This window comes from Orlajensenia leifsoniae, from assembly GCF_004570845.1.
In the GTDB taxonomy this organism is placed as follows: Bacteria; Actinomycetota; Actinomycetes; order Actinomycetales; family Microbacteriaceae; genus Orlajensenia; species Orlajensenia leifsoniae.
Window position 1 is genome coordinate 395,325 of record NZ_SPQZ01000003.1, and the last position, 23,187, is coordinate 418,511.

Genomic DNA, 23,187 nt, shown 5'->3' on the forward strand with positions numbered 1-23,187 from the left:
CCCGCGGATCGGGTACGCATATGCCCCCTCCCCCAACCACCCGGTGCGGCGCGTCAGTGCGTCCGCGTCGTTTCACGTGAAACATCGGTGCCCACCTGGTCTGGCCTCACGACGTCTTTCAGTTTGTCCCTGGCCGCGACTACGACCCCCGCGCTCGCTTGTCATGCATTCGTTCATGCACTGAGGTGCACGGAGATGTTCCATGTGAAACACACCGCTGGTATCCGGCGCCGGATGTGGCCTCGATGGCTGCTGGCGCACCTGCGCCAGAAAACTGGCAGACGGTGAGGGGTGCGCGAATGGTGAGAGGGGCGCGAACGGCGAGGCTGGCGGACGGCGAGGTGTGCAGGTCTCCAGCTCACTGATCCATGGGTGTGTGCGCGGGCTGAGTGCGGGCAGGTGGTCCACCCGATCGACCTGCTCGTCAAGAGGGCCACTCGGCCACGGTACATATGCAGCTCGCACGAATGTTTCACGTGAAACGCCGTGATGTGCGGCCGTGAGGGCCGCCAGAAGTGTCGACGGCCCAGCCTCGCATTGTCAGCACGACATTCTCAGTGCATTCACGCACTGCGGCCTTGGCGCGGTCAGTGCGCCTCGTCGCCCGGTGTGCTCAAGGCCATCGGGTGGTTCGGTCAGAGAGCACGACGGTACCGCGCTTGCAGGCGCATAGAGCCCCGCATCTCCTGCCACGATCCCGACTAAGGCAGCCTCGACGGAGGGAGCGCCCTCACTCGACGTGCCGTTTCACGTGAAACGTCAGCGAGATGCCTCGACGGCCAGTGCCGAGTACAGACCCGGCAGAGTGAGTCCAGCAGCCTCGATCGCCTGCGGGACGAGTGACGTCTCGGTCATGCCCGGAAGAATGTTGGCCTCGAGGAACCACGGGGTTCCCTCTGCGTCGACGATCAGGTCGATGCGTGACAACTGACGCAGGTGGAGCAGCTCATGGATGGCCACAGCAGTGTCCGCCACTCGCTTGGCGACTTCATCGGAGAGTCGAGCGGGCGTGTAGAACAGCGTCTCCCCCGCGTTGTAGCGGTCGTCGAAGCTGTAGACACCACTGAGGGGCTCGATCTCGACGGCCGGCAGCGCGTGGGCGCCCTGTCCGTCATCCACAACGGCGACGGCCACCTCGGTTCCCGTGACATGACGCTCAACGAAAGCCGTGTCCGAGTAGCTGTACGCCTCGACCATGGCCCTGGGCAGCTCTGACGCCTCTCGGACGATCGAGACGCCCTGCGCGGAACCGCCCTGGGAGGGCTTGACCACCACGGGGAAGGGCAATGCCGCCGACACGCGCTCGAGCACGTCGGCGGCCCCGAGATCCCGGAATGTCTCGCGTCCCAGGGTGATCGAGTCCGGTGTGGCGAATCCTGCGCGGCGGATGAGTGCTTTCGCCACCGGCTTCAGCCAGGCGAGGGATGCGTCGTCGCCGTGCGCACCGATGAAGGGGATCCCCGTGGTCTCGAGGAGAGACAGCAGGGCGCCATCCTCTCCCGTCGTACCGTGGAGGGCCGGCCAGATGACATCGGGCCGGTGCTCGGCGAGGCGGGAGAACAGGGAGGCGTCAGGGTCGACGACCCGGACCGTGTGTCCGGCGGACGCGAGGGCGTCGGCGATGCGGCGGCCGCTGCGCAGTGAGACGTCGCGCTCGTGCGAGATGCCTCCGGCGAGAACGACGATGTCGAGGCTGGGAGTGGAGCTCTCTGACGGGGCGTGGGTGGTCATGATGTCCGTTTCGTCAGTCGAGGTCAGTTGAGATCGGTGGGTGGGAGGCTGAACCGGGTGGAATTCCGTACCGAAGTGAGGCTTCCCGTGCCGGCGAAGGTGTCGAGCAGTTCGAGTTCGCCGCGCAGCACGTTCGACAGACGACGGATGCCGAGCCGGATCTGTTCCGGAGTGGGGTAGCAGAACGACAGGCGGATGTTCTGGTGACCGCCTCCGTCTCCGTAGAAAGCCGTGCCCGGAGTGTATGCGACGAGTTCCTTCACGGCACGGGGCAGCATCGCCTTGGAGTCGAGGGGTTCGGGCAGGGTGAGCCACACATAGAAGCCGCCGTTGGGGTTGGTCCAGGTGAGCTCGGGCAGGTACTCCCCCAGCGCCGAGAGCATGGCCTCCTTGCGCTCGCGATAGACGCCGCGGAAGGTGTCGATCTGTCCCTTCCAGTCGGCGGTCTCGAGGTACTTCGAGATGACGAGCTGACTGAAGGAACTCGGTGACAGCACGGCGGCCTCATTGGCGAGAACGAGCTTCTCCCGGATGGCGTGCGGTGCAAGGGCCCAGCCGGTGCGGAATCCCGGAGCCAAGGTCTTCGAGAAGGTGCCGAGGTAGATCACGCCGTCTTCCTCGACCGACCGCATGGCATCCGGGGCCGGCTGGTCGAAGTACAGCAGACCATAGGGGTTGTCCTCCAGCACGAGGATGTCGTTGTCCCGAGCGATCTGCAGGATCTCGACGCGACGCTCCCAGCTGAGGGTGACCCCGGCGGGATTGTGGAACGAGGGGATCGTGTACAGGAACTTGATCGTGCGCCCAGCCGCCTTCAGGCGAGCGATGTGCTCGCGCAGCGCTTCGGGGATGAGGCCGTGCTCGTCCATCGGCACGTGATCGATGTCGGCCTGGTACGAGCGGAAGATGACCATCGCGGTGACGTAACTGGGACCCTCGGAGATGACGATGTCGCCGGGGTCGAGGAAGAGCTTGCTGACGAGCTCCAGCGCGTGCTGGGATCCCGTGGTCACGACAACGTCGTCGGCGTTCGCGCGAATGCCCTCGAGTGCCATGACCTCGAGGATCTGCTCGCGCAGCTTCGGAACACCCTGGCCGGAACCGTATTGCAGCGCGACCGGGCCTTCTGTTCGCATGACGTCGTCCATCGCGCCCTGGATGAGGTCGCGTGGGAGGGCAGAGACGAAGGGCATACCCCCGGCGAGGGAGACGACCTCGGGACGTGAGGCCACGGCGAACAGGGCGCGCACCTCACTGGCGCGCAGACCGGCGGCTCGCTCGGCGTAGTGGTGGAACCACGGGTCGAGGTTGTTGCCGGACTGCGCTCTGTCGTTCACTGGGTGATCCGTTCTGTGAGGGTTCCATGCTATTCGTCGCCGCCGATCGGCCGTGACGCGTGTCGTCCGCCGGGCCGGGTGTCCGGGGAAACAAAAAGACCCGCCCGGCGTGAGCCGGACGGGTCTCGAGTCGTTCGAGCGGCCGGCTACGAGATGTAGGCGGCGAGGTCGGCCTCGAGGGCGGGCTTCGGCTTGGCGCCGATGACGGTCTTGACGACCTCGCCTGCCTGGTAGACCTTGAACGCGGGGATCGACGTGATCTGGTACTTCATCGCGAGCTGGGGGTTCTCGTCGACGTTCACCTTGACGATGTCGATCTTGTCGGAGTGCTCGGACGCAATCTGGTCGAGGATCGGGGAGACGGCGCGGCAGGGGCCGCACCACTCTGCCCAGAAGTCGACGAGAACGGTCTTCTCGCTCTTCAGGACCTCGGCGTCGAATGTCGCTTCGGTGACGGCACGTGCAGTCATTCTCATTCTCCTTCTGTGGATGTCGGATGCGCGGGTCGGGTGACCTGCGAGATCAGTGCGCTGAGACGAGGGCGTCAGCGTCGGCCGGAACAGGGCCGTCGGGCAGGATCTCGGGGATCGACGCGAGGAAGTGCTCGGCGTCGAGTGCGGCCACGGTACCGGAACCTGCAGCCGTGATGGCCTGACGGTAGGTCGGGTCGATCACGTCGCCAGCAGCGAAAACACCGGTCAGGGAGGTTTTCGAGGAGCGCCCGTCGACGGCGATCGTGCCCTCGGGCGTGAGCTGCAGCTGGCCGTGCACCAGGTGGGTGCGCGGGTCGTTGCCGATGGCGACGAACAGGCCGCCGATCTCGATCTCGCTCTGCTCGCCGGTCACGGTGTCGCGCAGGATCAGGCCGCTGGCGGCATCCGTTCCCGTGATGCCCACGACCTCGCTGTTCCAGATGAACTCGATCTTCGGGTCGTTGAACGCGCGCTCCTGCATGATCTTGGAGGCGCGCAGTTCGCCCTTGCGGTGGATGACGATGACCTTGGAGCCGAAGCGGGTGAGGAAGGTGGCCTCCTCCATGGCGGAGTCGCCGCCACCGACGACCGCGATGACCTTCTCCTTGAAGAAGAAGCCGTCGCAGGTGGCGCACCAGGAGACGCCGCGACCGGAGAGACGCTCTTCGTCTGCGAGGCCGAGCTTGCGGTAGGCGGAGCCTGTCGCGAAGATCACGGCCTGAGCCTCGAGGGTCTCGCCGGAGCCGAGGGTGACCTTCTTGACGTCACCGTCGAGCTCGAGGTTCACGACGTCGTCGTAGACGACCTCGGTTCCGAATTTCTCGGCCTGCTCCTGCATTTGCATCATGAGCTCGGGGCCCTGGATGCCGGCGGGGAATCCGGGGAAGTTCTCGACCTCGGTCGTGTTCATGAGCTCGCCTCCGACCTGCACCGAGCTGGCGATGAGCAGCGGCTCGAGCTGGGCACGCGCCGCATAGATCGCAGCGGTGAAACCGGCAGGACCAGAGCCGATGATGATGAGCTGACGCACGTGAAACTCCTTGGATCACAAGACCGTGGCGCCCGTTCGGACGCCTGGCTGTTGGGTACAACACAGTGTACGGGGGCGCTATTCCAACGCTGTGAGGAGGGTGGGATCGGCGCGGAGCGGATGCCGAAGCCGCGTCAGCCTCGCCGCAGCCGGGCGAGGATCGGATCGAGGAACACCCGGAACTCGGCCGAGCGGAGCAGGAGCAGTCCGCCGGCGTACAAAGCACTCATGACGGCACCGATGATCACCATGCTGATGATCGCCCCGAACCGTCCGGACACGGCGAATCCGCCCGGGGTGGTGCCGCCGAGGGCGATGAGAAGCCCCACACCCGCAGCGATGGGCACGACAGCTGCGGCGAGGTACTTTCCGAGACTGCGGAGGATGCGTGCGCCGTCGAGGGACCCCAGTCGACGGTGGAGAAGGATGATCGCGAGGGTCAGCTGCAGAATGCAGGCGATGCTGACGGATGCCGCGATGCCGATGGCGGTAAGGGACAGGGGAAGCATCAGGCAGAGCAGCACCAGCACGGTGACGACGATGGTCTGGAACAGCGTGAAGAAGAACGGTGTGCGGGTGTCGCCGAGCGCGTAGAAGGTGCGCTGCACGACGAAGAGGATGCAGAACGGGACGAGCCCGATGACGTACGCGATGATCACGTTGCCGAAGGCCTGCACCTGGTCGAACGAGACGCTGCTGAACACGGCGCTGAACGGATAGGCGCAGACGATGAGGCCCGCTGCAGCGAGAACGATGATCAGGCTGATGCCGCGAGTGGCTGAGGAGACGTCGGTGCGCAGGTCTGAGAGCCGGTCGTGCGAGACGTGCTCGGCCATGCGGGTGAAGTAGGCGGTCGCGATCGAGACCGTGATCACCGAGTGGGGGAGCATGAAGATGAGCCAGGCATTGGAGAGGGCCGTTGCGGAGGGATTGCCCTCGGGGCCGGATGCGCTGCCGACGACGATGGTCTCGACGACACCCGCGAGGCTGGTGAGGACGAGCATGCCGAAGGTCCAGCTGGCCATCCGGCCCGCGGATCCGAGGCCCACCCCGCGCCACCTGAAGTCGGGGCGGTACCGGAGTCCGATGCGGCGCCAGAAGTAGAACAGCACGATCGCCTGCGCCGCCACACCCAGGGTTGCCGAGCCACCGATGACGGCGATCATCGCCGGGGTCCAGTCCGAGGCGACGCGCACGCCGTCTGAATCGGCGCCGAAGAGGAGCACGAAGGTGGCGAGACCGGCGATGGCGACGACGTTGTTGAGCACTGGGGCCCACGTGTACGGGCCGAACGAGCGCCGGGCGTTGAGGACCTCGCCGAGGACCGTGTACAGGCCGTAGAAGAAGATCTGCGGGAGGCACCAGAAGGCGAAGGCCGTGACCAGCGCACGCTGGTCAGGGGAGAGGAGCGGGCCGAGGATGAGGCTGAGCACAGGGGCGAGGAGCGTGGCGAGGACCGCCGTACCCGCGAGGATGACGAGGGCGACCGTCACGAGCTTGTTGATGTACGCGACTCCACCGTCGGCGTGAAGCCCCGCCCGGACGATCTGCGGCACCAGGACCGCGCTGAGCACTCCCCCGGCGACGATGGCGTAGATCGTGTTCGGCAGCTGGTTGGCGATGGTGAACGCGTCGGTGCTGACACCGACGAGGCCGATCGTGCTCACCAGCAGGATCGCCTTCACGAACCCGAGGATGCGGGAGACGATCGTGCCGGAGGCGAGGAAGGCGCTCGCGCGGCCGATGCCGTCAGCCACGCGGCTCCTCGGTGTCGGCCTCGTGCTCGGCGTCGGCTGTAACCGCATCATCCGGTTCGGAGTCGTCGACCGCGGTGGGCGTCGATGTAACCGCATCAGAGGGTTCAGGCGTTTCGGTACCGGCATCCGAAACCGTATTCGCCCCGCGATCTGCGGTTTCCGGGGATTCGGGCGCCTCGGTGGAACCCGCGGAGGCCGCGGCACGCTCCCGCCGACGACGTCGGATGGTGCGCACGACCCCGAAGCCGAAGAACAGCACCACGAGCGTTCCGAGGATGGCGGCCCCGATGCCCTCCCAGTCGGCGTGCACATTGGCGACAACGGTGTACGGCTCGCCGATCGCGACGCCGGTGGCGCTCGTCAGGGCGATCGTGAGCCCGACCGTGCCGCTTCCCACCTGGGCGCTGACGGGGATCTTCACCGACGAGCTCGACCCGGCCTCGACCGTGACATCCACCCCGTCATCGACGACGAGCCGGCCGTTCGACGGGGTCGCCTCGACGCGCACGGTCACCGCCGAGGTGAAGTCGTTCTTGATGGAGACGGGGATCGCCGTCGGGCTGCCGACGACGAGCACTGAACTCGACGGTGACACCGAGACCGAGTTCAGCGTCGCGACGCTCGCCTCCCGGTGTTCGGCGAGGGCCTCCGCCCAGTCTCCGGGCCGGGGAATCCAGCCGATGGAGAGGAGACCGAGCATCTCCGACCGCTCGCGTCCGGTCAGGACCGTCGGATCGGTGAGCGCGGTCGAGAACGCCGTGAGCGCCGCCTCGTCCTCGAGCAGGGGAGGAACGACGGCGACCCGATCAGCGGGCTCTCCCACGTCGGAGAGGGCGACGGATGCCGCGGGCGAACCGAGCGACGAGAGCAGGGGTGCCGGAGCCGCCCACGCGAGCTGCGCGATGGCATCCAGCGTGGCCGGGAGGCGCGCCGCCGTCGGGGGCCAGCCACGGTCGAGCGCCGCCAGCACCGTGGACGGAGTGTCGCCCTCGGAGGAGGCGACGGCGAGGATGGCGGCCACCTCGTCCATCGCGGTGCGCCAGTCGAGGTCGGTGACCGAGCCGACGGCCGCGCTCAGCGCCGTGGACAGGCGATCGTCGGCGAGAGCGACGATCACGTCGCCATCGTTCGCGACGGCAGACGCACGCGGGGTCGTCGTGCCGGGATCGGCGAGATCGGAACTCGAGACGATGGTGGTGGTGAGGCCGTTGGCGGCGAAGACCGCGGGGTCGGGCGCGGCGACGGTGCCGGCATCGGGCCAGGCGACGTTGGTGGCGGTGTACGGCCACGACAGCAGGTCGGCGAGGGTGGGCTGCACCGTCGGCATCGCCGCGCTCGGGGAGACCGTCGGCTCCTCGGTCGGCAGCGGCGCCTCGGTGGATCCCGGGGTCGGGGTGGCTGCATCCGTGCTGCGCACCCCGGAATCGGAGGAGCTGGGCTCGGCTGCGGGCGATTCTGTGGCGGTCGGCGTGGGCGTGGGCGTGGGCGTCGGCGTCGCGGTCTCACCGGAGAAGTTCGCGGGGTCGATGGCGTAATCGAGCGATGTGGGGCCGAGCAACTCGGTCAGGCCGGCCTGAGCCTGCAGGGCCAGGTCGGCATCGGCCCATGCCAGGGGGAAGGTCTCGTTGTCGAGGGCGGCGAGTTGCTCCAGCCACGCGACAGCGGTCTCGGGCGCACTCGTTCCGAGCAGGCGGATCGACGCGATGATCATCGGATCGATGCCGACGGCGACCTCTCGACCGACCACGCCATCCAGCTGTTTCGTGAGCAGGCCGCCCGGCCGGGTGAGCTGGGCGAGGTCGTCGGCGGTCAGGATCCCGGTCGCGCTGACAGGGGCGGTGATGCTCATGGCCACAGCGACGGGCGTCACCGGCGTCGGTTCCCCGGCGTACCAGGTGACGGTCCCCCGGCCCTCGGCCACGTCGGCATCGCCCGACGTGTATGTGGCGGCGATTCCGCGCGCTCCCCACTCCGAACCGGTGAGGTCGACGGATGCCGCCGGGATCGACGCGGTGAGCGTGGTCTTGTCTGCGGGAGCGAGCCGCGGAACGTCGACGGTGACGGTGGGTCCGGCATCCGTCACCGACGAGTCCTCCTCATCGGCCGGGGCGTCGAGCCACGCGTCGAGTTCGCCGCGGGTCGCGATGCGGGCGGGGTCGAGCACCACCTCGACGGCTCCGGGGTCGATTGCCGACGTTCCGGCGTTGGTGATGGTGAGCGTGACGATGAGGTCCTGACCGGGACTGAGCTGGGGGTCCGTGGCGAGCGAGACCGTGACGTCGCCGGGGTCCGCGGCTGCGGCGACGGCCGACAGGGTTCCAGGTGCAGCGCCAGCGGCGGACGGAGTCGACGCGCCAGCCGACGGCACGATGAGGCCGCAGACGGCCAGCGCGAGACCGCCGAGAGCCGCCGCCGCGGCGACGCGCAGGGGCACACGGCGGCCGGAGGACAGGGGAGGTGCCGACCGACGCGCAGCATCGGTGTCGGCCATCATGCGTGAGATTCTACGGCGTGGGGGCTGCTCGGCTCCTGTGCGCCGAGCCGAGGGGTCATTCTTCGACGCTCTACCATGGAGGCATGCAGAGCGTCGCGGCAGCCCTCGTGCGGTTGGGTGAAGTCGCCTCCTCCCCCACCGTCTCCCGTCTGGCGACCGCCTTCGCCGCCGCCGGGCACGAACTGGCCCTCGTCGGAGGCCCTGTGCGCGACGCCTTCCTCGGGCGGGTGGCACACGACCTCGACTTCACGACGGATGCCACTCCCGACCAGATCCTCGCGATCATCACGCCCATCAGTGAGGCGCACTGGGACATCGGCCGGCAGTTCGGCACCATCGGGGCGAAGATCGCTGGCGAGACCGTCGAGGTCACCACCTATCGCGCAGACAGCTACGACGGTGAGAGCCGCAAGCCCGACGTCGTCTTCGGTTCCTCTCTCGAGGACGACCTCCTCAGGCGCGACTTCACCGTGAACGCCCTCGCGCTGCGCCTGCCCGAGATGAAGCTGGTCGACCCGTCGGGCGGCATCGACGACATGCTCGAGGGGCGCCTGCGCACGCCGTCCTCCCCCGCCGTCTCCTTCGGCGACGACCCGCTCCGCATGATGCGGGCCTGCAGGTTCACGGCCCAGCTCGGCTTCCTCGTCGACGACGAGACCGAGGCCGCGCTCATCGAGCTGGCCCCCAGCATCGACCGCATCTCGGCTGAGCGGGTGAACGAGGAGCTCTCCAAGCTCCTGAAGACCGATGAGCCGCGGCGCGGTCTCGAACTGCTCGTGGACTCCGGGCTGGCGGCCCGTGTTCTGCCCGAGCTGCCGGCGCTGCGTCTCGAGGTCGACGAGCATCACCATCACAAGGACGTCTACCAGCACAGCCTCACCGTGCTCGAGCAGGCCATCGGCTATGAGAAGGCACGGGGCAATCTCGTCAGCCCCGACCTCACCCTGCGCCTCGCCGCACTCCTGCACGACATCGGCAAGCCGGCCACCCGCAAGCTGGAGGCCGGCGGAATCGTGAGCTTCCACCACCACGACGTCGTCGGCGCCAAGCTCGCTCGCAAGCGCCTGCGCGAACTGCGGTTCGACAACGACACCATCGCAGCGGTCTCGCGCCTCATCGAGCTGCACCTGCGCTTCTTCGGCTACACCGAGGGCGCATGGACCGACTCGGCCGTCAGACGCTACGTGCGCGACGCCGGCGACCAACTCGAGCGCCTGCACATCCTCACCCGCGCCGACGTCACGACCCGCAACAAGCGCAAGGCCGACCGCCTCGCGTTCGCCTATGACGACATCGAGCGACGGATGGCCGAGCTGGCCGAGAAGGAGGAGCTCGCGGCCGTTCGACCCGACCTCGACGGCGAGCAGATCATGGCGATCCTCGGCATCCGTCCGGGGAGAGAGGTGGGAGAGGCCTACAGGTTCCTCCTCGAACTGCGGCTCGACGACGGACCCCTCGGCGAGGAGGTCGCCGCCGAGCGCCTGCGTGCCTGGTGGGCGGAACGCTCCCCCGCCTGACGTCTGCCCGGCCCCCTGACTGGGAGTTCGAGACGGATGCCGGTCTCGAGGTGCGCTGAGGCCCCGCATCCGTTACTCTGGGAAGGTTGCCCGTGTGCCGCGATTGTGCGGCCTCCACGAATCAACACATGCACAACCCTCCTGTTGCAGAAATACTGCAGCCGTTCAGTCCGAAGGAGGTGGGTTAGTCATGCATCAGTACGAATTGATGGTCATCCTCGATCCCGAGATCGATGAGCGCACCGTCGCTCCGAGCCTCGACAAGTTCCTCAATGTGGTGCGTAACGATGGTGGATCCATCGACAACGTCGACATCTGGGGCCGTCGTCGTCTCGCCTACGAGATCAACAAGAAGAACGAGGGCATCTACGCCGTCGTCAACTTCACCGCAGAGCCGGCCACCACGTCGGAGCTCGACCGCCAGCTGGGTCTCAGCGAGGCAGTCATGCGCACCAAGGTGCTCCGTGCCGAAGAGGGCATCGCCCAGGTCGCAGCCGCCAAGAAGCTCGCCGACGAGAAGGCCGCCCGCAAGGCAGCCAACCCGAAGGCCGTCGTCGACGCGAAGCCCGAGGCAGCTGCTCCCAAGGCCGACGCCGCCAAGGTCGAGAAGGACGCCTAGTCCCCATGGCCGGCGAGACCGTAATCACCGTGGTGGGCAACCTCACTGCAGATCCCGAACTGCGTTACACGCAGGGCGGACTGGCGGTTGCCAACTTCACCATCGCATCCACTCCTCGCAGCTTCGACCGTGCGTCGAACGAGTGGAAGGATGGCGAGGCTCTGTTCCTGCGCGCGAGCGTCTGGCGTGAATTCGCCGAGCACGTCGCAGGGTCCCTCACCAAGGGTTCCCGTGTCATCGCTTCCGGGCGTCTCAAGCAGCGTTCCTACGAGACGAAGGAAGGCGAGAAGCGCACCAGCTTCGAGCTCGAGATCGACGAGATCGGTCCTTCCCTCCGGTACGCCACCGCGTCGCTGACGCGCGCGCAGTCGTCCGGACCTCGTGGCGGAGGCGCCCCTGCGGGCGGCTCCGACGAGCCGTGGGCACCGAGCGCACCCGCAGCCGCCGCTTCCGGTGGTTCGGATGTCTGGGCCACCCCGGGCAGCTACAGCGACGAGACCCCCTTCTAGGCCGAGAGGCCTGACACGGATGCCGCTTCGGCATCCGCGCAGAATTACTTCAACTAAGGAATAACAATGGCTGGAAAGAGCAGCGGCGACCGCCGCAAGCCGCTCCGCGGAGGCAAGGGCAAGAACGCCGCCCCCGCAAAGAGCATCCGCGTCGGCGTCATCGACTACAAGGATGTCGCGACGCTTCGCAAGTTCATCTCCGAGCGTGGAAAGATCCGCGCCCGCCGTATCACCGGCGTCTCCGTTCAGGAGCAGCGCCTTATCGCCCGTGCCGTCAAGAACGCCCGCGAGATGGCCCTGCTGCCGTACGCCGGCAGCGGCCGCTAAGGAGCACCGACATGTCAAAACTCATTCTGACGCACGAGGTCACCGGCCTCGGAACCGCCGGTGACGTCGTCGAGGTCAAGAACGGCTACGCCCGCAACTACCTCATCCCCCAGGGCTTCGCAGTTTCGTGGAGCCGCGGTGGCGAGAAGCAGATCGAGCAGATCAAGGCGGCTCGCGCCGCTCGTGAGCTCGCGACGCACGACGAGGCAGTCGCCCTCAAGAACGCCCTCGAGGGCACCAAGGTCAAGCTCGTCGTGAAGGCGGGTGCCGAGGGACGTCTCTTCGGCTCCGTCAAGACCGCCGATGTCGCCGACGCTGTGGCCGCTGCCGGCCTCGGTGCCATCGACAAGCGCAAGGTGGAGTTCTCGAACCCCATCAAGTCGGTCGGCGAGCACCAGGCGACCGTTCGTCTCTTCGACGAGCTGTCGGCCACGATCACCCTTCAGGTGGTCGCCGCCAAGTAAGGCTGCGAACACCTCGGTGTAGCGACGGGCTCAGGCCCGTCGCTACACCTGTTTAAGGGGATTGCACAAGCGCGATGAGGCCCGTATGAGCTTGAGTTACCCCCAATTCTGTGCACAGGGCTGTGTGAAGTCGAGCGACCTTCATGCAGTGATTCAAACAACTTTCCACACACAGGTGTGCACTACTTAATAACCTGATCAAATGGCATAAAGTGCCAGAAAATAGTTTGCTCTCCACAGCTGTTTCTACAGGCTTTGCACATGCAGTGCGGCGTTTCGCCCACGTTTCCCACAGCGTTATCCACAGGGCGAGTTGAGGCATTCGGATGGCGACCGTAGTGTTGGCCATCGCCGTCGATTCCGGTGGTCTCGACCGGCTCTGAACAGCGGTGGGCCGCACTGTCGGCGGGTGCTGTTCTGATGGTCTGAGAACGCCTCTCCGGGCGCTCCCACCGGCCCGAGAAGTGAACGCCGCTGCACCGGCACATCGAAGCATCATCCTGGAGGTACCGCGTGTCGATCGCCCACCTTGGACTCGCCGAACCGTGGGACGGCGACGACGCTCGGAAGGCCGAACGCACTCCCCCGCACGACCTGCTCGCTGAGCAGAGCGCCCTCGGCGGCATGCTGCTCTCGAAGGACGCCGTCGCCGATGTCGTCGAGTCCGTTCGGGGCAACGACTTCTACGTTCCCAAGCACGAGCTCATCTACGACGCCATCCTGTCGCTGTACTCGCACGGCGAGCCCACAGACGTCATCGCCGTCACCGACGAGCTCTCCAAGACCGGTGAGCTCTCCCGCGCCGGCGGCGCCGAGTACCTCCACACCCTCACGGCGCTCGTGCCCACAGCGGCCAACGCCGGCTACTACGCCGAGATCGTCGCCGAGCGCGCCCTGCTGCGCCGCCTCGTCGAGGCAGGCACCCGCATCGTGCAGATGGGCTACGCGGCCGAGGGTGAGCCGCTCGACCTGGTCAACAACGCCCAGGCCGAGATCTACGCCGTCAACGGCAACACCGAGACCGAAGACTACGTTCCGCTGACGGATGCCGTCACCGTGGCCATCGACGAGATCGAGGCCGCCAAGCACACCGACGGCAAGATGACCGGCGTTCCCACCGGCTTCGCCGACCTCGACGACCTCACCAACGGCTTCCACCCGGGTCAGATGATCATCGTCGCCGCGCGTCCCGCCCTCGGTAAGTCGACGCTCGCGCTCGACTTCGCCCGGGCCGCCGCCATCGGCAACAACATGCCCACCATCTTCTTCTCGCTCGAGATGGGGCGATCCGAGATCGCCATGCGCCTGCTCGCGGCCGAGGCATCCGTTCCCCTGCAGAGCATGCGCAAGGGAACCGTCGACTCACGCGACTGGACCACGATCGCCTCGACCCGCGGCCGCATCAACGACGCCCCGCTCTACATCGACGACTCGGCCAACCTCACTCTCGTCGAGATCCGCGCGAAGTGCCGTCGCCTGAAGCAGCGCATCGGCCTCAAGATGGTCGTCATCGACTACCTCCAGCTCATGACCAGCGGCAAGCGCGTCGAGAGCCGCCAGCAGGAGGTCTCGGAGTTCTCGCGTGCCCTCAAGCTGCTCGCGAAGGAGCTGCAGGTTCCCGTCATCGCCCTGTCGCAGCTGAACCGTGGACCCGAGCAGCGCGCCGACAAGCTGCCGGCCATCTCCGACCTGCGTGAGTCCGGCTCCATCGAGCAGGACGCCGACATGGTCATCCTGCTGCACCGCGAGAGCGCCTACGAAAAGGACAACCCGCGTGCCGGCGAGGCGGATCTCATCGTCGCCAAGCACCGTAACGGCCCGACCCGCACCGTCACCGTGGCCTTCCACGGCCATTTCTCACGGTTCGCCGACCTGGCGCAGGCGTAGCTCAGGCGCTCACGCCGTCTGGATTCGGACGGCGTGAGCCCAACTCCGCCAGAACCGACCGGGCCGCGCGCTCGCCCGACACAAGAGCGCCCTGGATCGAGGCGGTGTCGCGGTGGTCGCCGGCGACGAAGATGCCGTCACCCACCCGAACGGTCTGTCTCGTGTGCAGCGGAGGGGGCTGAGCCGGCAGCGCGTCGGGGATGTCGTCGCGCCGCAGCAACTGCCAGGCGGCGGCATCCGTGCCCCAGATCTCGCCGAGCTGGCGGCGCACGTCGGCCTCGCGCGGTGCGGCATCCGGGTGCGTGCGAGCAGCATCCGGCAGCAGGCACGTGGCCTCGATGAGATGGCTGCCCGGAGGGGCGTAGCTCGGGACGGCGTTGGAGATCACGACGGTGTTGACCACGGGGCCGTTGCGACATCCGTCGACGGCGAGCATCGCGGATGCCGTCGGTGCGCTGTCGGCGGCGAACCACCACGTCTGCAGGCCCTTCGTGGTGGGGCGCGGCAGGTCGAGCAATCCCGCGACGGCCTCTGGACCGACGGCGACGACGACGGCGCGAGCGCGCACGGTGTCGCGGTGCTCCACCTCGACCTCGACGGTGCCGTTCCGGGACCTGAGCCCGCGCACCCGCGCCTCGACACGCACCTCGGCGCCGGACGCCGTCGCGGACCGGGCGAGCTGGGCGGGGAGGGCTCCGATACCCGCTTCGGGCAGGCCGGGGGCGCCGAGGATGAACATGCGCACGAGAAGACGGGCGAAGGACTCGGATGTCGCGCCGCGATCGTCTGCGAGAACCCCCGCCAGGAACGGCTCGAGCACCTCGGTGCGCAGCGGGCCGCGGAGGCCGATGCGGTTCCATCCGTTGTGAAGCGTGCGATCCGTTCCGGCGATGACGACGCGGGGTCGGAGCAGCACCGGCGTGACCCAGCGAACGAGCGCGGCCGTGTCTCGCGGGGTGAGCAGCCCACTGCTGAGAGAAGCCGGCAGGGAGAGTGGATGGCGCACCGGATGCCGGAGCTCGACGCTCCCCGAATCTCGCCGCACCCGGACTCCGACGGGGAACGGCCGCATCCGCAGGTCGGCGACATCCACCCAGCGCTTCACGGCGGGATAGGCGGGGTTGAGCACGTGGAACCCGCGGTCGAGCTGGAACCCGTCGACCACGTCGGTGCGCTCGCGCCCGCCGACCCCGTCCTGCGCCTCGAGCACCACGACGTCGAGCCCGGACTCTGCGAGACGCACCGCGCACCGCAGGCCGGCCAGGCCTGCGCCGATGATGACGACGTCGTGAGCGTCCACGGTCCCACGATAGGCGCGCACGCGCGGAAGGACGCCCGCCGCGGCGCGATTAGACTGGAACCCGAATCCCCCTCTGATCGACAGACGAAAGGTCGCTGCGTGGCCCACACGGATGCCGCCGCCTACTCAGCGCGGTATTGGATCGTCCCCGTGGTGCGAGCCGTCCTCGCGTTCCTCCCCGCGATAGCGATCACCTTCATCCCCGACCACTCGGCCGACTTCGGTCTCCTGGTCTTCGGTTGCTGGGCCCTGGTGTCCGGCGTCGTGCTGGGGGCCCTCGCGCTCCGCACCCTGTCCGGCCTCGCGCGCACCCTGTTCGTCGTGAACGGCATCGTCTCGGCTGTCGCTGGCCTCCTGGCGCTCAGCTTCCAGGGTGCCGGTCTCCCGCTCTACCTCTACCTCGTCAGCGTGTGGGCCGCCATCACGGGCTTCGTCGAGCTCTACGCCGGTATCCGCGAGCGCGCTCGGTCGACGCGTGCGGCTGGAGCTCGCCGGTCGGATGCCCGTCCGAGTGTGGCCCGCGACTGGATCACCGGTGGCGCCCTCACCGCGATCTTCGCCATCGCCTACCTGCTGTTGCCGCCCAACGCCGTCGTCTCCGTCGGCCTGCTCGGCGCCTACCTCGTGATCCTCGGCGTCTACCTCGCCATCGCGGGGTTCTCCCTCAAATGGGACGGCGCCCGCGTCACCCCCGAAACCGAAGAAGTCGTATGAGCCAGCCCCCCGTTCCCCAGCCGAGCCGTCGCGACGTGCTCCGTCCGCTCGAGATGGTCGGAGGCGCCGCCATCGCCGCGGTGTTCCTCGGCCTGGTCGTGCTCATGGTCACGCGCGAACCCGTTCTCGCGGCGATCGGTGCCGGCTCGGTGTTCATCATCGTGCTGGTGGCGCTCGCGATGTTCGCCATCACCCTGAAGCCCGATGAGGCCGAGAACGCCGACATCGCCGAGCAGAACAGCGGCGCGGCCCGTGCGGGCGAGGCGACGCCGGGTCCCCTCGACGACGCGAGCACCGACACGGCGACAGGCCCGAGCACGGGCAGCAATCCGAGCACGGACGACGAGACCCCCAGCACCCGCGGGCACTGAGGGTCTCGACCTCCATGTCGGCCGGGTTCGAACCCGGCCCGGCACTCAGTCCAGGTAGTCGACCAGCTCCGAGGCCAGCCCCACGTAGCGTGCCGGAGTGAGCGTCAGCAGACGGGCCTTGGCCTCATCGCCGATGTCGAGACCCGAGACGAACTCCGCCAGGTCGGCTGCGCCGATACGGTGACCGCGGGTGAGGTCCTTGAGCTTGGCGTACGGGTCCTCGATCGATGAGCGGCCGGCGGCGACCTCCGCGCGGATGACGGTCTGCACGGCCTCGCCGAGTACCTCCCAGTTGCCGTCGAGATCGGCGGCCAGGACCTCTTCGGCCAGGGCGATCTCGCGCAGGCCCCGCTGGATGTTGTCGAGCGCGAGCAGCGAGTGGCCGAAGCCGACGCCGATATTGCGCTGGGCGCTGGAGTCGGTGAGGTCGCGCTGCAGGCGGCTGGTCACCAGCGTGGCCGCGAGCGAGTCGAGCAGCGCCGACGAGAGCTCGAGGTTGGCCTCGGCGTTCTCGAAGCGGATCGGGTTGATCTTGTGCGGCATCGTCGACGAGCCCGTGGCGCCGACGACGGGGATCTGCCGGAAGTAGCCCATCGAGATGTAGGTCCAGATGTCCGTCGCCAGGTTGTGCAGAATGCGGTTGGCGTGGGAGATGCGGCCGTAGAGCTCCGCCTGCCAGTCGTGCGACTCGATCTGCGTCGTGAGCGGGTTCCAGTCCAGGCCGAGACCCTCGACGAACTCGCGGGAGATCGCACGCCAGTCGGCGTCCGGGGCCGCGGCGAGGTGGGCGGCGAACGTGCCGGTGGCGCCGGAGAACTTGCCCAGGTACTCGGATGCCTGCACCTGCGCCGAGACGCGCGAGAGGCGGTGGGCGAACACGGCGAGCTCCTTGCCCATGGTGGTGGGCGTCGCAGGCTGACCGTGGGTGCGCGCGAGCATGGGCACGGCGCGGTGCTCGACGGCCAGGGCGGTGATCGCATCGATGACGGCGGCGAGCTTGGGCTGCCAGACCGTCGTGACGGCGTCGCGCACGATCAGCGCATAGGAGAGGTTGTTGATGTCTTCGCTGGTGCACGCGAAGTGCGTGAGCTCGGCGATGGCGTCGAGGCCGAGTTCGTGCAGGGCGTCGCGCACGAAGTACTCCACGGCCTTCACGTCATGGCGAGTGCGAGCCTCGTGGGCTCCGATCGCATCGATGGAGGCCTGGTCGAAGTCGCTCGCAAGGGCGCGGAGCGCCGCCTTGTGCGCATCCGTCAGCGGGGAGGATCCGAAGAAGCCGCGGTCGGTGAGGTAGATGAGCCACTCCACCTCGACGTGCACGCGTGCCCGGTTGAGGCCCGCCTCCGAGAGGAACTCGCCCAGTTCGGAGACGGCGCTCTGGTAGCGGCCGTCGAGCGGGCTGAGGGGCTGGGCGGGCAGGCTCATGGGAATCCCTGTCTGAGTTCGGGAGAGGTAGGTGGCGTCGAGAGCCGGCGGAGCCGGGCAGCGACCCCTCCATCATCCCAAGAAAGCGTGGGCATCCCCAAGCCGCTGATGCCATGCTGGCCGTAGCGCGGTCGTGCCGAGACCGGGGAGAGGGGAATCGCCGTGCCGGATGCTCCGGACGCCGACATCGTCGTCGACCCGCACCTCGTCGAACGTCTCGTGCGCAGCCAGCGCCCCGACCTCCTCGGCCCGCTCCAGCTCGTGGCAAACGGCTGGGACAACGCCGTGTTCCGACTGGGTGAGGAGCTGGCGGTGCGGATGCCGCGACGCAGCACCGCGGCCCACCTCATCGAGCACGAACAGGAGTGGTTGCCGTCGATCGCGGCCCGCGTGCCCGTCGCGGTTCCCCTGCCGGTACATGCGGGAGAACCCGCCGCGGAATTCCCCTGGCCATGGTCGATCGTGCCCTGGTTCGACGGGCGGTCTGCGGCAGCCGTCGCCCCGGCGTCGCGGGAGGGCATCGCGCCGGCGCTCGCCGACTTCGTGCACGCCCTCGCCGTGCCGGCGCCCGCCGACGCTCCGCGCAACCCTTATCGCGGTGTGCCGCTCGCCGATCGCGAGGAGGTCGTGTGGGAGAGGCTCGCCGGGCGTCGGGTGGAGCGGGCCGCCGAACTGGCGGTGCTGTGGGATCACCTCGTGCAGGCGGAGCCGTGGACCGGGCCTCCGCTCTGGGTGCACGGCGACCTGCATCCCGCGAACATGGTGGTGACGGATGCCGATCCTGGTGCAGCGGGTGGCGGGCCTCCGGCGCTCGTCGCCGTCGTCGACTTCGGAGACCTCACCGCAGGAGACCCTGCGACGGACCTCGCCGTGGCCTGGCTCGCCTTCGACGCCGTCGGGCGCGCGGCGTTCCGGGCACGGATCGACGAGCTCGGGCCGCGCGACGAGGCGACGTGGCAGCGGGCCCGGGCATGGGCGCTGGTGTGGGCGACGGCCGTGGCCGAATCCACCGAGGGCGACGGACCGATCGCGGCGATCGGCAGGCACGCCGTGGCCGAGGTGCTGCTGGAGGAGTGAGGCGCCGGGTCAGCCGCGCTGGCGCAGCGCCGGCGCGAGCTGCCGGAACAGGGCGGCGGTGGCGCGCTCGATCATGACGAGCACGGCGTCGAACATGGCCCGGTCCGAGTAGTACGGGTCAGGCACGTCACGCAGGGCGGCCTGCTCGGGATCGAAGCTCAGCAGCATGCGTACCTTGTCGCGCTGGTCATCGGTCTGGGCCCAGTTGCGCAGGATCCTCTCCTGCGATCCGTCGAACACGACGATGAGGTCGTAGTCGTCGAAGGCGTGTGAATCGAACTGCCTGGCGCGGTGTTGCGAGCCGTCGAGGCCGTGCTCGCTGAGCGCGGCGATGGTGCGCTCGTCGGCCTGCTCCCCCACATGCCAGTCGCCCGTGCCGGCCGACGACACCTGGATCTGGGCCGTGAGGCCTGCGCGCGCCACCTGTTCGCGCATGGCGACTTCGGCCATGGGCGAGCGGCAGATGTTGCCGGTGCACACGAATGAGATGCGGAACGGCGTCGAGTCGTCCGTGGGACCAGCGGGCATGGCACCATTCTGGCCGACTGCGGCACTCCTGCACAGGGCCGAACCACGGACGGCCGCCCCCCGATCGGGATGCCCCCGCTTCGGGAAGCCGCCGTCGAGCCATGCTCGGAGCAGTGCGCGATGCACTCACGAGCCGGGACGGTGGCTGATGTCGACGGGTGGCACGGATGCTCTCCTCACTCCGGCCGATCGCGCCGACCTCGAGATGCAGGCCACAGTGCTGGCCAGGCTGCGGGCCGAGGTCGACGAGGCCATCGTGCGCGCGGTCCTCGAACCCGGCGTCTGGAACTCGCCGGCACGGGAGGCGTGCGCGGCCAGGGTCGACGGGCTGCGCGCCGAACTCCGCACGTTGGAGGCAGTGCTCGATGAGGCGGGCGAGCGGGTGCGTGTACTGCTGGCCGGGATCGAGGCCATCGATGCGTACGGAGCAGGATGAGCTCGCAGCCTGACGGAGCGGGCCGGCCATCCGGCGGACCGCTGCTCATCTCCGGTGCCGGGTCGTCTGCTGTGGCGACCGACGAGCTGTTCGCCCTGTCGGCGCGCATGCGTTCCATCGCGGCATCCGGAGAGCACTGGGTCGATGCGCTCGCAACCCTCGGCTGGCTGAGCGGATCCGACCGGCTCACGGGGGCGTTGGAGGAGGCCAGGGAGACCGCCGGCCTCGTCGCCGCCGACGCGAGCGCCATCGCGGACGCCCTCGATCGCTCGGCCGAGGGCTACGGCGAGATGGAACGCCGCGGCGTCGCGCTGCAGCAGGCTCTCGGTGGCCTGCTCGGCTGGGTCGGCGGCTTCCTCGCCGTCGGCATGCTGCCCGCGTTGGTCTGGGGCGCCGGTCTCCTCGCCGTCGACGTCGTGCTGGCGTGGTTCTTCGTGCAGGGCGTGAACCGCCTGCTGGGGCGGCCGGTGGACGATCCGTCGGAGTGGCTGGAGCGCAACAGCGGGGTGCTCAACTCCCCCCAGAGCGTCGCGTTGGTGCGCATGGTGGTCGCCTCCGTCGATGACGCCGCCGGCGGAGTCGTCCGGCTGCCCTATCCGCTCGCTCGGGCACTCGGGGATGCCGGCCTCGACGTGCTCGGGGTCGGCTCCTCGGCGTTCGGCATCACCGTGCTCGGCGGCCTGTTCGGTGTCGTGCGCGAGACGCCGGTGCGCGTCGGCCAGGTCGGATCCGACGGGTCACGGCTGCCGACCCGCACGCGACGTGGGGCGCTGATCGGCCCGACGGCCGGGGCCGCTGTCGCCGCTCCCCGCGGCGTGGCCGAGCTGCTCGACCGGATTCCGCGGGCTGATCCCGACGTTCCCGAGCCCGAGCCCGACCTTCCCCAGGTGCGCGTCGAGCGCTACGGCACCGAGGACGACCCGCAGTGGGTGGCGTACATCGGCGGCACGGTGTCCTGGGAGGTGGCCGGATCCACCGAGCCCTGGGACCTCACCTCCAACGTGCACGCCGTGGCCGGCACGGATTCCGGTTCCTACCGCGCCGTGCTCGATGCGCTCGAGCAGGCCGGCGTTCGCGAGGGAGACCGCATCACGGCCGTCGGGCACTCGCAGGGCGGGCTGCTCGCGGCGCAACTCGTCTCGGACGAGCGGTACACGGGCTCGGGACTGGTGACGGCCGGCGCTCCCCTCGCGCAGCTCGCCGTTCCGGCCGACGTGCCGACCCTGCAGCTCGAGCACAGCGACGACATCGTGCCGGCGCTCGGCGGCTACGGCGATGCCGACCCGTCGCCCGAGCACCTCGTGGCCCGCCGCGAGTACCTCGCGAACCGAACCGATCCCGTCGACGGCCTGGTTCCCGCACACGCCCTCGACTCCTACCTGGAGACGGCCGCCGTGGTCGACTCCTCCGCCGAGCCGCGTCTCGTCGCCCTGCGCGAGCGACTGGCCGACGTCACCGCGGGCGCGGGCGGTGGCGCTGCCGGAACGAGCGCAGGGCCCGACTCTGCGGCATCCGGAACCGCCACCTGGTGGCGGGGCGAACGGCGCTGAGCGGGCCCTGGGATCAGTTGATCGAGATCAGTCGGCGTGACGCGGGCGGATGAAGATGCCCAGGATGCTGGCGATGATCGAGAGCACGAGTGCTCCCAGCACGGCCCACCAGAAGCCGTCGACGGTGAGGCCGAAGCCCATGAGGCTGCTGATCCAGGAGACGAGCAGCAGGAGCAGGGCGTTGACGACGAGCGAGATCAGGCCGAGCGTGAGGATGTAGAGCGGGAACGCCACGATGCGGATGAACGTGCCGATGATGCCGTTCACCAAGCCGAAGATCAGCCCGATGATCAGGTAGGTGAGCACGGTTCCCACCGCGGTGTCCTCGTAGGGCGTCATGTGCACGCCGCCGTAGACGATCAGCGTGGTCAGCCAGAGGGCGAGAGCGTTGACGATGAGTCTCAGGAGGAAAGCCATGCCACAACTATGGCATCGGGATCCTCGGCCCACGGGATTTCCTGCGGGAATCGCATGCCCGCCGCGGAATCGGCCGTGTCTAGACTCGACTGCGTGACCGCTGCAACGCCCCCCTCGAACGCCGCGCCGTCCGCCGGCATCCGCCTGCGTCCGGAGATCGCCGCGCTTCCCGCCTACAGGCAGGGCCGCGCCGCCGCGCCCGACGGATTCAAGTTGTCGAGCAACGAGAATCCCTACGACCCGCTGCCGGGCGTCGCCGAGGCCGTCGCCGCGGCCTCGGACTTCAACCGCTACCCCGATGCCAGCGCCCTCGCCCTGCGCGAGAAGCTCGCCGAGCGCTTCGGTCGCACGGCGGACGAGGTGCACATCGGTGCCGGATCGGTGGCGCTGGTCGCCCAGCTCATCCTGGCGACCTCCGGCCCGGGCGACGAGGTCGTCTACTCCTGGCGATCCTTCGAGGCCTACCCCGGCCTCGTCACGGTCGCCGGGGCTACGAGCGTGCAGGTTCCCAACCGCGCCGACCACTCGCACGACCTGGTCGCGATGGCCGCTGCGGTGACGGATGCCACTCGCCTCGTCATCGTCTGCTCCCCCAACAACCCCACGGGAACGATCGTGGCTGCCGAGGAGTTCTCGGCCTTCCTCGCCGACATCCCCGAGGACGTGCTCGTGGTGCTGGACGAGGCCTACGCGGAGTTCGTCACCGAACCGCGTGCGGTCGACGGCGTGCCCTTGCTGGCTCGGCACCAGAACCTCGTGGTGCTCCGCACCTTCTCCAAGGCCTACGGTCTGGCCGGCCTCCGCGTCGGCTACGCCCTCGGTCCGGTGGCCGTGCTCGACGCGGCCCGCGCCACGGCGATCCCGCTGTCGGTCACGGGGCAGGCCTCGGCAGCGGCGATAGCCTCGCTCGACGCCGAGGACGAGCTGTTGGAGCGCGTGCGCCACATCATCGCGCGTCGCGACGCCGTCTACGCGGGGCTGCTCGAACAGGGCTGGGACGCCCCGAAGCCCTCGGGCAACTTCATCTGGCTGCCGACGGGCGAGCACACGACTGCAGCGGCCGAGCGGCTGTTCGAGGCCGGGCTCGTCGTGCGCGCCTTCGCCCCGGAAGGCATCCGCGTGTCGATCGGAGAGGAAGAATCGGTGGAGAAACTCCTACAGATCTCCGAAGAGATTGTGCGCTCTCTACCAGAAGGGCACTCCGCGCGGCGGATAGCGTAGAGA

22 protein-coding genes are annotated in these 23,187 nt (G+C 68.6%); 12 read left to right on the top strand and 10 right to left on the bottom strand.

The features are described 5' to 3' along the window. Positions 1 to 759: 759 nt before the first annotated feature. The 6 genes from E4M00_RS09745 to E4M00_RS09770 form a co-directional block, all read right to left on the bottom strand. Positions 760 to 1,731, bottom strand: a complete 972-nt coding sequence (locus E4M00_RS09745; RefSeq protein ID WP_135120275.1) for a D-alanine--D-alanine ligase family protein — start codon at positions 1,729 to 1,731, stop codon at positions 760 to 762. A 23-nt stretch (positions 1,732 to 1,754) separates the two neighbouring features. Then, positions 1,755 to 3,068: an aminotransferase-like domain-containing protein gene (locus tag E4M00_RS09750; RefSeq protein ID WP_135120276.1), complete on the bottom strand. Its 1,314-nt coding sequence runs from the start codon at positions 3,066 to 3,068 to the stop codon at positions 1,755 to 1,757. A 146-nt stretch (positions 3,069 to 3,214) separates the two neighbouring features. Beyond that, entirely contained in the window at positions 3,215 to 3,538 is a 324-nt protein-coding gene (gene trxA / locus E4M00_RS09755; protein ID WP_055911062.1) for a thioredoxin, read from the bottom strand. Positions 3,539 to 3,590: 52 nt separating this feature from the next. Then, complete coding sequence (gene trxB / locus E4M00_RS09760) at positions 3,591 to 4,571, bottom strand: thioredoxin-disulfide reductase (protein WP_056170071.1); 981 nt, start codon at positions 4,569 to 4,571, stop codon at positions 3,591 to 3,593. Positions 4,572 to 4,705: 134 nt separating this feature from the next. Then, positions 4,706 to 6,328 (bottom strand): murein biosynthesis integral membrane protein MurJ, encoded by a 1,623-nt coding sequence (gene murJ, locus E4M00_RS09765; protein WP_240036989.1) that lies wholly within the window; start codon positions 6,326 to 6,328, stop codon positions 4,706 to 4,708. Further along, on the bottom strand, positions 6,321 to 8,822 hold the full coding sequence (locus E4M00_RS09770) for a DUF6049 family protein (protein WP_135120277.1): 2,502 nt from the start codon (positions 8,820 to 8,822) through the stop codon (positions 6,321 to 6,323). Before E4M00_RS09770 ends, murJ begins: the two co-directional genes overlap by 8 nt. Positions 8,823 to 8,905: 83 nt before the next feature. On the opposite strand from E4M00_RS09770, the gene E4M00_RS09775 reads away from it, so the two are divergent. The 6 genes from E4M00_RS09775 to dnaB all read left to right on the top strand — a co-directional run bounded on the left by E4M00_RS09775 (position 8,906) and on the right by dnaB (position 14,145). Continuing rightward, positions 8,906 to 10,339: a CCA tRNA nucleotidyltransferase gene (locus E4M00_RS09775; RefSeq protein WP_135120278.1), complete on the top strand. Its 1,434-nt coding sequence runs from the start codon at positions 8,906 to 8,908 to the stop codon at positions 10,337 to 10,339. 190 nt (positions 10,340 to 10,529) lie between these two features. Beyond that, positions 10,530 to 10,958 (top strand): 30S ribosomal protein S6, encoded by a 429-nt coding sequence (rpsF, locus tag E4M00_RS09780; RefSeq protein WP_055823863.1) that lies wholly within the window; start codon positions 10,530 to 10,532, stop codon positions 10,956 to 10,958. Positions 10,959 to 10,963: 5 nt separating this feature from the next. After that, positions 10,964 to 11,467 carry a single-stranded DNA-binding protein gene (locus E4M00_RS09785; protein ID WP_055823859.1) on the top strand — a complete coding sequence of 168 codons (504 nt, stop codon included), beginning with the start codon at positions 10,964 to 10,966 and terminating at the stop codon, positions 11,465 to 11,467. Positions 11,468 to 11,533: 66 nt separating this feature from the next. Next, positions 11,534 to 11,794: a 30S ribosomal protein S18 gene (rpsR, locus tag E4M00_RS09790; RefSeq protein ID WP_055823856.1), complete on the top strand. Its 261-nt coding sequence runs from the start codon at positions 11,534 to 11,536 to the stop codon at positions 11,792 to 11,794. A gap of 11 nt (positions 11,795 to 11,805) precedes the next feature. Further along, positions 11,806 to 12,258: a 50S ribosomal protein L9 gene (gene rplI / locus E4M00_RS09795; RefSeq protein ID WP_055823853.1), complete on the top strand. Its 453-nt coding sequence runs from the start codon at positions 11,806 to 11,808 to the stop codon at positions 12,256 to 12,258. Positions 12,259 to 12,771: 513 nt separating this feature from the next. Next, the gene (gene dnaB, locus E4M00_RS09800) at positions 12,772 to 14,145 is read left to right on the top strand and encodes a replicative DNA helicase (RefSeq protein ID WP_055910767.1); all 1,374 of its coding nucleotides are present in this window, start codon (positions 12,772 to 12,774) and stop codon (positions 14,143 to 14,145) included. 1 nt (position 14,146) lies between these two features. On the opposite strand, the gene E4M00_RS09805 is transcribed toward dnaB, so the two are convergent. After that, entirely contained in the window at positions 14,147 to 15,445 is a 1,299-nt protein-coding gene (locus E4M00_RS09805; RefSeq protein WP_135120279.1) for an NAD(P)/FAD-dependent oxidoreductase, read from the bottom strand. 99 nt (positions 15,446 to 15,544) lie between these two features. On the opposite strand from E4M00_RS09805, the gene E4M00_RS09810 reads away from it, so the two are divergent. Further along, positions 15,545 to 16,159, top strand: coding sequence for an HdeD family acid-resistance protein (locus E4M00_RS09810; RefSeq protein WP_167756863.1), 615 nt, complete (start codon positions 15,545 to 15,547; stop codon positions 16,157 to 16,159). After that, complete coding sequence (locus tag E4M00_RS09815) at positions 16,156 to 16,530, top strand: hypothetical protein (RefSeq protein WP_193555571.1); 375 nt, start codon at positions 16,156 to 16,158, stop codon at positions 16,528 to 16,530. The genes E4M00_RS09810 and E4M00_RS09815 overlap by 4 nt, the downstream gene beginning before the upstream one ends. Before the next feature lie 45 nt (positions 16,531 to 16,575). Here the strand turns inward: E4M00_RS09815 and purB are convergent, their stop codons facing one another. Then, a complete protein-coding gene (gene purB / locus E4M00_RS09820; protein WP_135120281.1) occupies positions 16,576 to 17,955 on the bottom strand; it encodes an adenylosuccinate lyase in 1,380 nt (459 codons plus the stop codon). Between the two features lie 162 nt (positions 17,956 to 18,117). On the opposite strand from purB, the gene E4M00_RS09825 reads away from it, so the two are divergent. Beyond that, positions 18,118 to 19,032, top strand: coding sequence for an aminoglycoside phosphotransferase family protein (locus E4M00_RS09825; protein ID WP_135120282.1), 915 nt, complete (start codon positions 18,118 to 18,120; stop codon positions 19,030 to 19,032). Between the two features lie 9 nt (positions 19,033 to 19,041). On the opposite strand, the gene E4M00_RS09830 is transcribed toward E4M00_RS09825, so the two are convergent. Further along, positions 19,042 to 19,560, bottom strand: coding sequence for a low molecular weight protein-tyrosine-phosphatase (locus E4M00_RS09830; protein ID WP_135120283.1), 519 nt, complete (start codon positions 19,558 to 19,560; stop codon positions 19,042 to 19,044). A 148-nt stretch (positions 19,561 to 19,708) separates the two neighbouring features. Between E4M00_RS09830 and E4M00_RS09835 the strand changes: the two genes are divergently transcribed. Then, entirely contained in the window at positions 19,709 to 19,996 is a 288-nt protein-coding gene (locus E4M00_RS09835; RefSeq protein WP_135120284.1) for a hypothetical protein, read from the top strand. Continuing rightward, positions 19,993 to 21,546, top strand: a complete 1,554-nt coding sequence (locus E4M00_RS09840) for an alpha/beta hydrolase family protein (protein WP_135120285.1) — start codon at positions 19,993 to 19,995, stop codon at positions 21,544 to 21,546. Before E4M00_RS09835 ends, E4M00_RS09840 begins: the two co-directional genes overlap by 4 nt. A gap of 27 nt (positions 21,547 to 21,573) precedes the next feature. Here E4M00_RS09840 and E4M00_RS09845 read toward each other — a convergent pair whose 3' ends face one another. Then, entirely contained in the window at positions 21,574 to 21,963 is a 390-nt protein-coding gene (locus E4M00_RS09845) for a phage holin family protein (protein WP_135120286.1), read from the bottom strand. Between the two features lie 93 nt (positions 21,964 to 22,056). Here E4M00_RS09845 and E4M00_RS09850 point away from each other — a divergent pair, with 93 nt between their 5' ends. Beyond that, positions 22,057 to 23,184, top strand: coding sequence for a histidinol-phosphate transaminase (locus E4M00_RS09850; protein WP_240036990.1), 1,128 nt, complete (start codon positions 22,057 to 22,059; stop codon positions 23,182 to 23,184). The last annotated feature ends 3 nt before the right edge of the window (positions 23,185 to 23,187 follow it).